Origin of the sequence: Tenacibaculum sp. MAR_2010_89 (assembly GCF_900105985.1) — a bacterium.
GTDB classification, from domain to species: domain Bacteria; phylum Bacteroidota; class Bacteroidia; order Flavobacteriales; family Flavobacteriaceae; genus Polaribacter; species Polaribacter halocynthiae.
The window spans coordinates 2,628,027-2,642,842 of record NZ_FNUB01000005.1; the positions used below are offsets into that span (position 1 = coordinate 2,628,027).

Consider the following 14,816-nt stretch of genomic DNA (forward strand, 5'->3'; position numbering starts at 1 on the left):
TTTTTTTAGCTTTGTTAAAAATAATACTCATTTTGAAATCTTTAAAAAAACACCTTTTTATAATTTTATTTTTATATTTAAATTTTTGCTATGGATTCCAAAATGATAGTATTGATATATGGATAAAACAATCTAAAAACAAAAATTTAACTAAAATTAATAGAAAAAAACTACTTGAAAAAGCTTATGATCAAATTATCTCTAATGACAAGGTTCTTCCCTTAAAATTAAGTTCTATTGCATATGAACTCTATAATTTAAAAGATACTATTTCCTTTTTTAAAATAAACAAACAGGCTTTAAAACTTGCTCTTAAAATTGATCATACTTATGCCATCGGTGATGCCCATTGGAACTATGCCACCTATTATATACGCTTAGAAATATATCATAAAGCTTATTTTCATTTTAATAAAGCATATCAATCATTTATCAAGAAAGGAAATAAAAAAGAAGCAGTAAAGATATTGTGGGGCATGGCTAGAATAAAAGGTAGGTACAGAGATTATACGGGTAGTGAACTTTTAAATATAAAAGCTATTAAAATTTGTAATGAGCTAAAAGACTATAAACAACTTTATAAATTATATAATCACTTAGGTTTATTACAGAAAGATATTAAAGAGTATGATAAAGCAATTGAATATTACAATAAAGCACTTAATTATTTTACTGAAGTTCCTAAAGAATTGCAGCAAAAATATCATATAGAGATTTATAATAATATAGGAGACGCTTTATTTAAAAAAAAAGAATACAAAAAAGCTCTTAAATTTTATAATAAAGAGTTAAAAAACAAATCACTAAGACAAGAGCAATTAGCAAGAGTTATTCACCATAAAGCTTACTGTAAACTTTTTATGAATGACACTATTGGAATTCAAAAAGACTTTCAACAAGCGTTAGATATTCGTATTAAATTAGGCAAAAAAACAGATATTGTATATAGTAAAAAACAGTTAGTTGACTTCTATATCTACAAAAAAGACACTACTAAAGCACTACAGTACGCACAAGAAGCTAATAGATTAGCTTTAGAATTAAAAAACAGTGTTGCTTATTTAGCAACATTACAACAACTAGCTAATCTTGATACCAAAAACTCTAATAAATATTATAGTCGTTACATTGAGTTTAATGATAGCTTAATAAGTGCTGAACGTAGAATTCAAAATAAGTTTACTCGTATTGAGTTTGAAACTGATGAGTATATTGAAGAAACGGAACGGCTATCTCAACAACGTATTTGGATCATCGTTACTAGTATTGCTGGTGTATTTATTTTAAGTTTATTATACTTTTTACGTGTACAAAAAGTGCAAAATGAAAAATTAAGTATTGAAGCTGAGCATCAAAAAGCTAATGAAGAAGTATATGTTTTAACATTACAACAGCAAGCTAAACTAGAGGAAGAACGCATTAAAGAACGTAATAGAATATCAGAAGAACTACATGATGGTATTTTAGGAAAACTATTTGGAACTCGTTTTGGCTTAGGGTTTTTACCAATAAAAGGAGAAGAACAAACACTTGAAAAACATCAAAATTTATTGAATGAGTTACAAGATATTGAAAAAGAAATTAGAGATGTTTCTCATAAATTAAGTGATAATTTTAGTAATTCAGATATTAACTTTACCTCTATTATTAAACAATTATTAGAAGATAAAGGCGTTATTGGTAACTTTACACACAACATTACATTTTCTCCTGATATTGTATGGAAAGATATTAATGAAATTACAAAAGCTAATATTTATAGAATTATTCAAGAAGCTTTACAAAATATCATTAAGCATGCTAAAGCAAAAAAGGTTATCTTAGATTTTTCTTTAAAAAATCAAGATTTAGTTATCAAAATTCAAGATAATGGAGTTGGTTTTAATAGCAAAAAAGGTAAAAAAGGAATAGGATTAAAAAATATAAAAACGAGAATTGAAAAATTAAAAGGAAGCATTGAAATAAAATCCGAAATTAATGTAGGTACTACCCTACTCATTAACACCCCTTACATCCAAAAAGATGGAAAAAAAACAATTAACAGCGTTAATAATTGATGATCACCCTTTAATATCTGAAGCTTATAAAAGTGCTTTTCAATACATAGAAAGTCAGGAAAATGAATATCGTTTTGAAATTCATGTAAAACACAATTGTGATGATGCTTGTGCTATTATTAAAGAATACTCAAGCTTGAAAAACAAAATTGATGTTATTTTTTTAGATATGCGATTACCTGCATCAAAAGATGGCACTATACTTTCAGGTGAAGATTTAGGCTTAAAAATAAACCAGCTATTACCCGATTCAAAAATTATTGTTTCTACTACCTTTAATGATAATTTTAGAGTGCATAGTATTTTAAGAAATATTAATCCTGATGGTTTTTTAGTAAAAAATGATATTACACCACAAGAACTAGTTACAGCTATAAAAGAAGTTATTACTGCCCCTCCATACTACAGTAAAACAGTAATGAAGTTAATACGAAATCAAATTGCAAGTGATTATGTACTAGATGATATAGATAGAAAGATATTGTACGAGCTTTCTATAGGAAATAGGATGAAAAAATTACCTGAGGTTATTCCGCTTTCTTTTGCTGGAATTCAAAAAAGAAAAAGACAATTAGCTAAAGTATTTGATGTAGATGGTAATGATGATAGAGAGCTAATTTTAGTGGCAAGAGATAAAGGTTTTTTATAAAATATAATATCAAAAAAAAAACAAAAAGGGAACTATTAAAAAATAGTTCCCTTTTATATTTATGTCTTTTTTACTTAGAAATTATACCCTACAGAAACTTGAAAAACTCCGTTTTTAATATCTGTACCATTTTCTTTCGCTAAATTAGATAATCCTAAATTATAACGAGCCCCAAAATTTAAACCATTATTTAATTTATATCCTAAACCAAAGTTTAAACCAAAGTCCATATTCTCAGCGTTTTCTTTAAAATCTTGAGTATTCGAAACACTAGCGGCTTCAGCTTTAGTTTTAGCTGATAATAAAAATCCTAATTGAGGTCCTGCTTCAATACTAAAGTTGTCAATTAAATAATATTTAGCCATAACAGGAAGGTATAAGTAATCTACTTTTGTAGTAAATTCAAAATTTACTCTTCCTTGCTCTCTTTCATACTTCATACCTTGTGCAGAGTATAATAATTCTGGTTGAATAGAGAATTTATCAGTTATTTTGAACTCAACAACTCCACCAACATGAAAAGAAGTTCTTACACTTGAGTTATCTGGAATATCTCCTGTTAAGTTAGCAAAGTTCACTCCTGCCTTTACACCAAAATCAATGTCTTGTGCTTTAGCTGTAAAACCTAAAGCAACCATAGCAATTACTAATAATTTTTTCATAATTTAAAATTCTTGTTTTTTTTATATTTTTAAGATTGAGAATTTACTTTTGAATATAAAACAAAATAAAAAAGGGAACTATTAAAAATAGTTCCCTTTTTTTGTACTTGTTCTGTTTATACTACTATAAAGAAAAAGAGTAAGTTCCTCCAATTCCGAATGTAGCAGCAGTAGAAGTTACATCAATAGATAATGGTCCAATTCCAACAGTTTGGCTTACGCTAGCTGCAGAATAATCAAGGTGTAACGTAATTTTGTCAGTTACTTTGTAACCTACAAGAGCACGGTAATAAAACCCTCCATCATTAGCATCAGGTCTGATCCCAATACCGTAACCTAAATCAGCACCAATAGTAACTTTTTCAGCTACAGCGTAACGTGCAGCAGCAGATAATGGTAAAAAAGCGAAATCAGCTCCTTCTCCATTAAAGTGGATGTAAGATACAGATGGTCCTACTTGAAACTTATCAGAAACATTAAATAAATAGTTTGCTTCAATAGCTCCTGTAACATCAAATGCATCACTTGCATCTCCTACTGGTAAACCAATAGTTCCACCAACATTAAGTTGTCCTTCTTGTGCGTTAACAGCTAATCCAAAAGCCATCATTGCTACTAATAATAATTTTTTCATAATTTTTTAATTATATGTTTGAAAGGACAAATGTAGTCCTATACTTTAAATAATACCTACTTTTTTTTGTGTTTTTTTGTTAAAAATTAAGATAAAACCCATCTTTATTTTAACCATTATTTAACATACTAATAGGTAGGGCTGTTAGCTCTACACTCAATATATACTAATAGTATATTTTACAAAGCAAACATTACACCCAATCCAAAATTAGACATAGTTGCTCCATCATTTGTAATACCTGAATATGTTGCTTGTACCATTAATTTTTCTGAAACATTATATCCTATCATTGGTCTGTAATAAAAACCTCCTTGATTTCCAGTATTCATACCTACAGCATATCCTAAATCACCACCAAAAGTAAACTTATCAGAAGGACTAAACCTTGCTGCTGCAGATACTGGCAAAAATTGAAAATCTCCAATACCAACATTACCTATTGTTTTTCCAAAATAATTTACAAATGATACTGAAGGACCTACTTTAAATTGATCTGAAACATTGAAAAGGTAATTTGCTTCTGCACTAAGAGCAAAAGAAGTAGCATTACTAGCATCTCCAGTTGGAATTCCAACGTTAGCTCCAATATTAAACTGTCCATCTTGTGCATTAACTGCTAAACCAAATGCCATCATAGCAACTACTAATAATTTTTTCATAATTTAAGTTTTTATGTTTTAAGTTATTTCGTTCTTTCTAATCAAAAGAGATGCCAAAATAAAAATTACTCAAACTTTTAAGACATTATTTAAAATATAAGCACAAAAAAAAGGAGAATGATTACATTCTCCTTTTTTTTGTGCTTATATGTATTAATTTAGAATCTGTATCCTAAACCAATTTGAAAATAATCTACTTTAGTAGATACTACAGCATTTTCTACTCTATTAGTTAATCCAAAAGAATATCTAGCAGTAGCAAAAAGATTATCAGTAAAATCGTAACCAGCTCCAGCAGCTAAACCTAAACCAAATGAATTAAATTCATCACCAGTTTCATCAACTATTAAATCTAACATTGGTCCTGCCAAAATAGAAAAATTTTCAGCTACATAATATTTAGCTAAAATTGGCATAGTAATAACGTTAGTTGAATTATCATTTTTAAATGAAGCAGTGTATGCTAATTCTGGTTGGATGTTAAATTTTTCAGAAACTTTAATGTCTGCAAAAAAACCTACGTAAAATCCAGATGCTCCTTGAGAAGCAGAAATTCCATTTGCTGATGCTTTTACAGTCATATTACTAAAACCTCCAGTAATACCAAAAGATGTTTCTTGTGCGTTAACAGCTAAACCAAATGCCATCATAGCAACTAATAATAATTTTTTCATAATTCTAAATCTTTTATAATTTTTAAAGTTGGCAAAATTAACATTTTTTTTAAAATTTTAACATGATTTTAATAATAAATTAAATTATCAGTTCAACCATTACATCATGTTTCTAATAATCAAAATGTTATAAATCAAAAAAACAGTTAAAAAGAGATCCTTTTAACTGTTTTTCATAAAGAATTACAAATTCTATTCGTGTAAAAAATTATCTATAATTGATTAAAATATTTTACTTTTCTTTTTTAGTTACTAATTTTCTTGCATTTTTTACCTTTTGCTTAGTTAATGCAATATCAATTACCTCACTCATTTCAGTTACAAAATGAAACTTCAATCCTTTTAAATAGCTTTGCTTAATTTCTTCAATATCCTTTTTATTTTCTTTACATAAAATTATTTCTTTAATATTAGCTCTTTTAGCTGCTAATATTTTTTCTTTAATTCCTCCAACTGGTAACACTTTTCCTCTTAATGTTATTTCTCCAGTCATAGCTAATTTGTTTTTAACTTTACGTTGAGTAAATACAGATACTAAAGATGTTAACATGGTAATACCAGCACTTGGCCCATCTTTAGGAGTTGCTCCTTCAGGTACATGAATATGTACATCGTAATTATCTATAACTTCAGGCTCAATTCCAAACTCTTCAACATTTGCCTTAATATATTTCATGGCAATAGTAGAAGATTCTTTCATCACTGTTCCTAAATTACCTGTGATTGATAAATTCCCTTTTCCTTTAGAAAGTATCGATTCAATAAATAAGATATCACCTCCTACACTTGTCCAAGCTAAGCCTGTAACAACACCAGCTGTATCATTATTCTCATACTTATCTCTTTCTAAACGTGCTGCTCCTAAAATAGTTTCTATATCTTCAGTTGTTAAAGCAATATTATACGCTTCTTCCATAGCTATAGATTTCGCGGCATAACGAACAACTTTTGCTACTTGCTTTTCTAATCCACGAACTCCAGATTCTCTAGTATATCCTTCTACAATTTTTTCAATTTGAGCTTTTCCTAATTTTAAATGCTCATTATTTAATCCATGTTCTTTTAATTGTTTAGGTAATAAATATTTTTTAGCAATTTCTATTTTTTCTTCAATAGTATACCCTGTTACATTTATAATTTCCATACGGTCACGTAATGCCCATGGAATTTGTCCTAAATTATTTGCTGTAGCAATAAATAACACTTTAGAAAGATCATAACCAACTTCTAAATAATTATCATAAAACTCAGTATTTTGCTCAGGGTCTAATACTTCTAACATTGCTGAAGAAGGGTCACCTTGATGACTTTGGCTTAATTTATCAATTTCATCTAATACAAATACAGGGTTAGAAGTTCCTGATTTTTTAATATTTTGAATTAAACGCCCTGGCATAGCTCCAATATACGTTTTTCTATGCCCTCTAATTTCTGCTTCATCACGTAATCCTCCTAAAGACATACGTACATATTTACGTCCTAAAGCTTCAGCAACAGATTTACCTAATGATGTTTTACCTACCCCTGGAGGTCCGTATAAACAAATAATTGGCGATTTCATATCACCTCGTAACTTTAAAACAGCTAAATGTTCTATAATACGTTCTTTAACTTTTTCTAGCCCAAAATGATCTCTATCTAATATTTTTTGAGCCTTTTTTAAATCAAATTTATCTTTAGAATATTCTCCCCAAGGTAATTCTAACATTAACTCTAAATAGTTACGTTGTACACCATACTCAGCCATTTGAGGATTCATTCTCTTCAAACGATTCAATTCCTTTTCAAAGGTTTCTGCTACTTCTTTTCCCCATTTTTTAGATTTAGATTTAATTCTCATTTCATCTAATTCTTGATCATTTGAAACACCACCTAATTCATCTTGAATAGTTTTTAGTTGCTGATGTAAATAATATTCACGCTGTTGTTTATCTAAATCAGATCTAGTTTTAGATTGAATATCATTACGTAACTGTAATCGCTGAAGTTCTTTGTTTAAATTCTTTAATGTTAAAAGGGCACGTTCTTTTAAATTATCTTTTTCAAGTAAAACTTGTTTTTGGGCAATACTTAATTCCATATTAGATGAAATAAAGTTTACTAAAAACGAATTAGATTGAATATTTTTAATTGCAAAAGAAGCTTCAGAAGGTAACATTGGATTCTCTTTTATTACCTCAAGAGCTAACTCTTTTATAGAATCAATTATAGCATTAAATTCTTTTTTATCATCTATTTCTCTTTCATCAATAGCTTCTTTAACATTAGCTTTTAAATAAGGCTCTTGTTGAGTTACTTCAGTAATTTCAAAACGTTTCTTTCCTTGAATAATAACTGTTGTATTACCGTCAGGCATTTTTAACACTCTTAAAATTTGAGCAACTACACCAGTTTTATGTATATCATCAACTGTTGGGTCTTCTACTTCACCATTCTTTTGAGCAACAACTCCTACAACTTTATCTCCTTTATTCGCGTCTTTTATAAGCTGAATTGATTTATCTCTACCTGCCGTAATTGGAATTACAACTCCTGGAAATAATACTGTATTTCTTAAAGGTAATATAGGTAGTTCATTAGGAACATCTTCATTATTCATATTTTCCTCATCTTCTGGAGTTAATAAAGGAATCAACTCAGAATTTTCGTTAAATACGTCTTGAAGCGACAAATTGTCTAAATGTATAATTTTTGATTTACTCATAATTTTTTATCTGTCATGTTGGCATTTTGTTTATTTACAAAACAATTATAAAACGCCATTTTAAAAATATAAAACTCTTAAAAACAAGCAATTAGCGCAATTAACTTTTTTTAAGACACTTATATAGGTCAATTCTTATGCCAAGAGCTCCCCTACAAAACTTAATTATTTTGTAACTATTTTTGTAATATCACGTCAAATAGCTACACAAACAACTTAACTATGAAGGCTTCATATTTTTTTATTCTTACAATTTTTATTTTTTCAACTTTTAGCTGTACTTCAAAAAAAAATCCCCCAGAATTCATTAAAAAAGCTACTGGACGTTACTATTTTAATGCTGACGAAGTTATTGAAGTTCACTTTACTGACGCTAAGTTACTTTTAAATTGGAGGAATCAAAATTTAAACCCTTTAAAATTAAATGATTCTACTTTTTATGTTAGAGAAATGAATGAAAAATTAATTTTTAACTCTGTAAAAAACAACATTGAATTAGCTACCAAAAGAGAACATAAAGGCAAAAAATATGTTTTTAACAAAATGAAAGAGGGAGAAAAAACGCCAAGTGAGTACTTAACCCAAAATAATTACGAAATGGCTTTAAACGGGTATTTAAACATCAAAAAAACTGACAGTTTAAATCCTGTTATAAAAGAAAGAAATTTAAATAGACTTGGATATAGATACATAAGAAACGATGACTTTGATAAAGCTATTAATGTTTTTAAAATAAATACCATTTTATACCCAAATAGCTCAAATACTTTTGATAGTTTAGGTGATGCATATGTTAGAGTGAAAGATACGGTAAATGCTATTGATAATTATAAAAAGGCTTTAGCTATAAACCCTGAAAATAGGAGTTCAAAAAGAAATCTTAAAAAGTTAACTAGAAAATAAAACCCCTAATAAAAACGGTATTTTTTTAAATTAATATCAGAGCAGCAATACCTATAAAAACAACAATCTGTGCCCATTTTAAATACACTCCTACTTTATCATTTTGTTTTAAATAACTAGATATTGAACCTGCCAAAATTGCTATTCCTGAAAAAATGATAAAAGAAGTAATAATAAACACTCCACCTAGTATATAAAACTGTAATACCGTTGACATTGATTTAGAAAACAAAAATTGTGGAAAAAAGGCTAAAAAGAAAATCGTTACTTTAGGATTTAATACATTCATCCAAAAGCCGGTTTTAAATAATTGCAAAGTTGTTTTTTGTTGTACATTTTCAGTTGAAAATGCAATTTTAGCATCACTTTTATATACTTTAAAAGCTAAATATAATAAATAAGCCGCTCCGAAAAGTTTTATTATAAAAAATAGATTTTCATTTCTTTTAATTACTTCAGAAACCCCAAAAGCAACCAAAGTTGTATGAATAATGCATCCTGTCATTAATCCAATTACAGTTGCTAAACCATATTTTTTTCCGTTCACTATACTTTGAGTAAGAACAAAAATATTATCCGGTCCAGGTGAAAAAGCTAGTGTTGTAGTTGCTAACACAAAAGATATTAGAATTTCAATCATTACTTTAATTCTTAATTTTCGGCTAATTTAAATGATATATTTTATAATTTTAACGTTAAATTGGTTTGTTTCAACTGTTCCTTGAATGTTTTTTTTGAAATTTCTACTTTATAAAAAGGTACCATTTTTTTTAATAGTTTTTTTGCTTTAGGAGTATTTAATAACTCAGGAAATGCTTTTTCCAACACAGAAAACATAATTGAAGTTGCTGTAGATGCTCCTGGTGATGCTCCTAACAAACATGTTATACTTCCATTTTTACTACTTATTACTTCTGTTCCAAACTGTAATTTTCCACCTTCATATTCGTCTTTTTTTATAATTTGAACACGTTGACCTGCTTTTACAATATCCCAATCTTCGCTTTTTGCTTTTTTTATAAACTTTCTTAATGAATTCATTCTATCCTCTTTATCCATCATTACTTGTTCTACCAAATATTTAGTTAAAGGTAAATTATGCCAAAAAGCTCCCAACATTGAAGGTATATTATCAAACTGGATGGATTTAAATAAATCTAAATTAGAACCTTTCTTTAAAAACTTAGGGCTAAACCCTGCAAAAGGACCAAACATCAATTGTTTTTCCCCATCTATGTAACGAGTATCTAAATGTGGGGTTGACATAGGAGGATCACCAATACCGGCTTTACTATACACTTTAGCTTCGTGCTGCTTTATTATTTCTTTATTATTACAAACTAGCCATTCACCACTTACAGGAAAACCTCCATACCCTTCTTTTTCATCAATTTCTACTTTTTGTAACAGTAATAAACTCCCTCCCCCTGCTCCTATAAATACATGTTCTGCATCTATATTTTTTATTTTTCCAGTTTTAGTATTTTTTACTTCTACTGTCCAATCAATTTCTGGATCAGGATCAATATCTAAAACCTCATAATTACAATGTACTGGTGTATCATATTTTTCTTCTAATATTTTAAATATTTTTTTTGTCAACACTCCATAATTCACCTCGGTACCTCTATCTATCCTTGAAGCTGCCATTACTTCATTTCTCTCTCTATTTTTAATAATTAAAGGAAACCATTCCTTCATTTTTTCTGGATCTCTTGTAAACTCAATTGAATCAAACATATAATGTTCTTTAAACACTTTATATCGTTTTTCTAAATAATTACTATTCATTTTACCCAAAACCCAACTATGGTGCTTAACTGGTTTTACAAAGTTTTCAGGAACATCTATCAATTTTTCTTCAACTAAATAAGCCCAAAATTGTTTAGATATTTCATACTCTTTACAAATTTTGATTGCTTTTTGAATAGATATAGTTCCATCTTGATTTTCTGGGCAATAATTCAACTCACATAGAGCAGAATGACCTGTTCCTGCGTTATTCCATGCAGCAGAACTTTCTTGAGCTACATCATTTAATTTTTCTAAAATTAAGATTTTGATTTCAGGGTTTAATAATTTTGCTAATAATGCTAAATTAGCACTCATAATTCCGCCTCCAACACAAATTAAATCGTATTCTTTTTTTGAATTCATAAATGATGATTTACTTTTTTAAAGCATGAATATAGTACTATTAATTTTCTTTGAAAAAGTATTTGTGTTTCAATATTATTATAATTAGAAACCCCATAGCTTAACACTATGGGGTTTTTAAAAAGAAACTAAACTTTCTTTTTTAAGATTTTTTTAGAATAGCTTTATTTATTCGCTTAACTAAACTAGGGCCTTCATAAATAAACCCGGTATATATTTGTACTAAATCTGCTCCTGCTTCAATTTTTTCTAAAGCATCTTTTTCAGAATGAATACCACCTACCCCAATAATTGGAAATGATTTATTTGATTTATCAGACAAATACTTAATTGTTTTTGTACTTTTATTTTTAACTGGTTGTCCACTAACTCCTCCATTACCAATTTCTTCCAATCTTTCTTTTGACGCTTTTAACCCTTCTCTATCTATAGATGTATTTGATGCTATTACTCCATCTATTTTAGTTTCATTAACCAAATCTACAATTTCATCTAGCTGATTATTATTTAAATCTGGTGCTATTTTTAATAGAATAGGCCTTTGTATTTTTTCTTTATTATTTAATTTTTGAACTTCAGAAATCAACTCTAACAAATACTCTTTGTCGTTTAACTTTGCATGACTTCCTACATTAGGGCAACTAACATTCAACACAAAATAGTTAACATAAGGATGCAACTCTTTAAAACAAGTTATATAATCTTCTGTATAATTCTCAGGAGCTGTATCAGTATTTTTACCAATATTTCCTCCAATTATTATTTTACCTTTATTCTTTTTTAATTGCTTAATTGCTGACTCTAAACCATCATTATTAAATCCCATTCGATTAATAATTCCTTGATCGTCTTTTAAACGAAATAATCTTTTTTTAGGATTCCCTACTTGTCCTTTTGGTGTAACAGTACCAATTTCAACAAAACCAAATCCAAAATCAGCTAATTCATTGTATAATACTGCATTTTTATCAAATCCTGCTGCTAAACCTACTGGGTTTTTAAATGTTAACCCAAATAAATTTCTTTCTAATTTTTTATCATTTACTTGATATAAACCTCTAAAAACTGAAGAGACTAATGGTATTTTTGATAAAAACCTTACTAATGAAAAAGTAAAGTGGTGTATCTTTTCTGGATCAAAAAGAAAAAAAACTGGACGAATAATTAATTTATACATTTATTTTTAATTTAACACACAACCAGATAGCATTAGCCTACTGATTGTTTTTAATTAGGTACAAAAAAACTCCAAATCAATGGAGTTTTTAAATTATCTTAATACAGCATCTAAATTCTTCTCGAATGTTTGCTGTAACTTCTGCATTATTTTATCAATTTGTTTATCTGCTAATGTTTTACTCTCATCTTGTAATAAAAAACTAACTGCATATGATTTTTTACCTTCAGGTAATTTATCACCTTCATATACATCAAACAAATCTACTTCTTTTAATAGTTTCCTTTCTGATTGAAATGCTAAGTTATAAATTTCTTTAAACTCAATTTTATTATCTAATAATAATGCTAAATCACGCTTTACAGATGGAAATTTAGGTAAATCAGAAACTTTAAGCTTTTTATTACCAACTAACTTTAATACATTCTGCCAATTAAAATCAGCAAACAACACCTCTTGTTTAATAGAAAACTCTTTTAAAATAGCTCTTTTTACGACTCCAAGTTCTACTAATTTTATTTTCCCTACACTTAATACAATACCTTCTGAAAAAACATCTGTTTTTACAGGTGTAGTTTTTAAAGAACTTATACCTAACCTACCTAATAAAGAAGTTACAATTCCTTTTAAATAATAGAAATCTGACAACTGTGTGGTTGTTTTCCAACTATCTTTAGTTCTATTTCCTGTAACAAATAAAGTTAAATGCTTATCTTCTTGGTAACCACTTTCATATTTATGATATGTTTTTCCAAACTCATAAAATTTTAAAGCGTTTTGCTTTCGGTTTATATTATAAGCTACACTTTCTAAACCACTAAACAATAATGACTGACGCATTACTTTCAAATCATTACTCAAAGGGTTTAACATCTCTACATTATTATCAGAGTTTAAATTCTCAGATAAAGAAACATAATCTTCCTTTGTTAAAGAATTAGCCATAGTTTCATTAAACCCTAATGCGGTTAATTGATTAGCTGTAATATTTTCAATTTTAGTTTCTTTATCGCTATCAAATGAAATTGAAGTATTTAACTTGTGTGAAAATTCAATATTATTATATCCATAAACTCTTAAAATTTCTTCAATAATATCAGCTTCACGTTGTACATCAACTCTGTAAGACGGAATAGTTAATCCTAAACCAGCCTCTGTTGAACTATTTATTTTAATATCTAAAGATGCTAAAATATTTTTTATTGATTCTTTAGGGATTTCTTGTCCTATTAACCTATAAGTATTTTCAAAAGATAAAAACACTTGAAAATCTTCAAGTTTTTCAGGGTAAAAATCTAAAACATCAGAAGATAATTTTCCTCCTGCATATTTCTCTATTAATAACGCCGCTCTTTTTAAAGCATATTCAGTCATATTAATATCAATTCCTCTTTCGAAACGAAAAGAAGCATCTGTGTTTAAAGCATGTCTTTTAGCTGTTTTACGAATAGAAACAGGGTTAAAATATGCGCTTTCTAAGAAAATACTAGTAGTATGCTCAGTAACACCAGATTTAATACCTCCAAATACTCCTCCAATACATAAAGGATTATTATCAATATCACAAATCATAATATCTTCAGAAGACAACTCTCTTTCAACTTCGTCTAAAGTTACAAACTTAGTTCCTTCTTCTAAATTTTTAACAACAACTTTATTCCCTTTAATTTTTGAAGTATCAAAAGCGTGTAATGGTTGTCCTAATTCATGTAAAACATAATTTGTAATATCTACTATATTATTTTTAGGTGTTAATCCAATTGCGTTTAACTTGTTTTTAATCCACTCAGGCGATTCTTTTACTTCTACATCAGTAATTGTAATACCACAATAACGAGGAACTAACTCTTTATTTTCAACTTCAATATCTATTTTTAAAGTACGCTCATCTACATGAAAATCTGAAACAGAAGGCGATATTAACTCTAAACTTGTTCCTTGTTGAATTAAACCAGCACGCAAGTCTCTTGCTACTCCATAATGACTCATGGCATCTGCTCGGTTTGGTGTTAAACCTATTTCAAAAACATAATCAGTTTCAATTTCAAAAACTTCAGCACAAGGAGTACCTACTTCTAAGTTTTCTGCTAAAACCATTATACCATCATGTCCTTTACCTAAACCTAATTCGTCTTCGGCACATATCATTCCATGACTCTCTTCTCCTCTTATTTTTCCTTTTTTAATCTTAAACCCTTCTCCATTATCATTATACAACATAGTTCCAATAGTAGCTACAGGAACTTTTTGTCCTACTGCCACATTTGGAGCACCACATACAATTTGAAGAGGTGCATCACCTCCTAAATCAACAGTTGTTACATTTAACTTATCGGCATTCGGATGCTTTTCACAAGTTAAAACCTTACCTACAACAACACCTTTTAAGCTTCCTTTAATACTTTCAACTATCTCTATTCCTTCAACTTCAAGGCCTAAATCTGTTAATAGTTCTCCCGTACTTTCAGCTTCTTTTTCTACTTGTAAAAATTGTCGTAACCAATTATATGATATCTTCATCTTTTAAATCTCGGATT

The 14,816-nt window shown here is 28.4% G+C and carries 12 protein-coding genes; 3 read left to right on the plus strand and 9 right to left on the minus strand.

All coding sequences use genetic code 11. The features are described from left to right. The first annotated feature begins 32 nt into the window (after positions 1-32). A complete protein-coding gene (locus BLV71_RS15015) occupies positions 33-2,057 on the plus strand; it encodes a tetratricopeptide repeat-containing sensor histidine kinase (RefSeq protein ID WP_176974416.1) in 2,025 nt (674 codons plus the stop codon). After that, positions 2,023-2,706, plus strand: a complete 684-nt coding sequence (locus BLV71_RS15020) for a response regulator (protein ID WP_093871334.1) — start codon at positions 2,023-2,025, stop codon at positions 2,704-2,706. The genes BLV71_RS15015 and BLV71_RS15020 overlap by 35 nt, the downstream gene beginning before the upstream one ends. Before the next feature lie 74 nt (positions 2,707-2,780). On the opposite strand, the gene BLV71_RS15025 is transcribed toward BLV71_RS15020, so the two are convergent. The 5 genes from BLV71_RS15025 to lon all read right to left on the minus strand — a co-directional run bounded on the left by BLV71_RS15025 (position 2,781) and on the right by lon (position 8,042). Further along, complete coding sequence (locus BLV71_RS15025) at positions 2,781-3,368, minus strand: porin family protein (RefSeq protein ID WP_093871335.1); 588 nt, start codon at positions 3,366-3,368, stop codon at positions 2,781-2,783. Positions 3,369-3,492: 124 nt separating this feature from the next. Then, a complete protein-coding gene (locus BLV71_RS15030) occupies positions 3,493-4,002 on the minus strand; it encodes a hypothetical protein (RefSeq protein WP_093871336.1) in 510 nt (169 codons plus the stop codon). Positions 4,003-4,181: 179 nt separating this feature from the next. Further along, positions 4,182-4,664 (minus strand): porin family protein, encoded by a 483-nt coding sequence (locus BLV71_RS15035; RefSeq protein WP_093871337.1) that lies wholly within the window; start codon positions 4,662-4,664, stop codon positions 4,182-4,184. Positions 4,665-4,822: 158 nt separating this feature from the next. After that, positions 4,823-5,338: a porin family protein gene (locus BLV71_RS15040; RefSeq protein ID WP_093871338.1), complete on the minus strand. Its 516-nt coding sequence runs from the start codon at positions 5,336-5,338 to the stop codon at positions 4,823-4,825. A gap of 232 nt (positions 5,339-5,570) precedes the next feature. Then, positions 5,571-8,042 carry an endopeptidase La gene (gene lon, locus BLV71_RS15045; RefSeq protein ID WP_093871339.1) on the minus strand — a complete coding sequence of 824 codons (2,472 nt, stop codon included), beginning with the start codon at positions 8,040-8,042 and terminating at the stop codon, positions 5,571-5,573. A gap of 222 nt (positions 8,043-8,264) precedes the next feature. On the opposite strand from lon, the gene BLV71_RS15050 reads away from it, so the two are divergent. Next, positions 8,265-8,945, plus strand: coding sequence for a tetratricopeptide repeat protein (locus tag BLV71_RS15050; protein ID WP_093871340.1), 681 nt, complete (start codon positions 8,265-8,267; stop codon positions 8,943-8,945). A 25-nt stretch (positions 8,946-8,970) separates the two neighbouring features. Here BLV71_RS15050 and BLV71_RS15055 read toward each other — a convergent pair whose 3' ends face one another. The 4 genes from BLV71_RS15055 to pheT all read right to left on the minus strand — a co-directional run bounded on the left by BLV71_RS15055 (position 8,971) and on the right by pheT (position 14,799). After that, positions 8,971-9,585: a LysE family translocator gene (locus BLV71_RS15055; RefSeq protein WP_093871341.1), complete on the minus strand. Its 615-nt coding sequence runs from the start codon at positions 9,583-9,585 to the stop codon at positions 8,971-8,973. A 41-nt stretch (positions 9,586-9,626) separates the two neighbouring features. Beyond that, a complete protein-coding gene (gene mqo, locus BLV71_RS15060) occupies positions 9,627-11,102 on the minus strand; it encodes a malate dehydrogenase (quinone) (protein WP_093871342.1) in 1,476 nt (491 codons plus the stop codon). A gap of 142 nt (positions 11,103-11,244) precedes the next feature. Next, on the minus strand, positions 11,245-12,279 hold the full coding sequence (locus tag BLV71_RS15065; RefSeq protein ID WP_093871343.1) for a quinone-dependent dihydroorotate dehydrogenase: 1,035 nt from the start codon (positions 12,277-12,279) through the stop codon (positions 11,245-11,247). Positions 12,280-12,372: 93 nt separating this feature from the next. Next, positions 12,373-14,799 carry a phenylalanine--tRNA ligase subunit beta gene (gene pheT, locus BLV71_RS15070; protein ID WP_093871344.1) on the minus strand — a complete coding sequence of 809 codons (2,427 nt, stop codon included), beginning with the start codon at positions 14,797-14,799 and terminating at the stop codon, positions 12,373-12,375. Positions 14,800-14,816 lie beyond the last annotated feature (17 nt).

What these genes read in the sequence shown, in the direction of transcription:
- BLV71_RS15020 (WP_093871334.1), top strand. Translation starts at nt 2,023, where the DNA reads ATGGAAAAAAAACAATTAACAGCGTTAATAATTGATGATCACCCTTTA.
- BLV71_RS15025 (WP_093871335.1), bottom strand. Translation starts at nt 3,368, where the DNA reads ATGAAAAAATTATTAGTAATTGCTATGGTTGCTTTAGGTTTTACAGCT.
- BLV71_RS15030 (WP_093871336.1), bottom strand. Translation starts at nt 4,002, where the DNA reads ATGAAAAAATTATTATTAGTAGCAATGATGGCTTTTGGATTAGCTGTT.
- BLV71_RS15035 (WP_093871337.1), bottom strand. Translation starts at nt 4,664, where the DNA reads ATGAAAAAATTATTAGTAGTTGCTATGATGGCATTTGGTTTAGCAGTT.
- BLV71_RS15040 (WP_093871338.1), bottom strand. Translation starts at nt 5,338, where the DNA reads ATGAAAAAATTATTATTAGTTGCTATGATGGCATTTGGTTTAGCTGTT.
- lon (WP_093871339.1), bottom strand. Translation starts at nt 8,042, where the DNA reads ATGAGTAAATCAAAAATTATACATTTAGACAATTTGTCGCTTCAAGAC.
- BLV71_RS15050 (WP_093871340.1), top strand. Translation starts at nt 8,265, where the DNA reads ATGAAGGCTTCATATTTTTTTATTCTTACAATTTTTATTTTTTCAACT.
- BLV71_RS15055 (WP_093871341.1), bottom strand. Translation starts at nt 9,585, where the DNA reads ATGATTGAAATTCTAATATCTTTTGTGTTAGCAACTACAACACTAGCT.
- mqo (WP_093871342.1), bottom strand. Translation starts at nt 11,102, where the DNA reads ATGAATTCAAAAAAAGAATACGATTTAATTTGTGTTGGAGGCGGAATT.
- BLV71_RS15065 (WP_093871343.1), bottom strand. Translation starts at nt 12,279, where the DNA reads ATGTATAAATTAATTATTCGTCCAGTTTTTTTTCTTTTTGATCCAGAA.
- pheT (WP_093871344.1), bottom strand. Translation starts at nt 14,799, where the DNA reads ATGAAGATATCATATAATTGGTTACGACAATTTTTACAAGTAGAAAAA.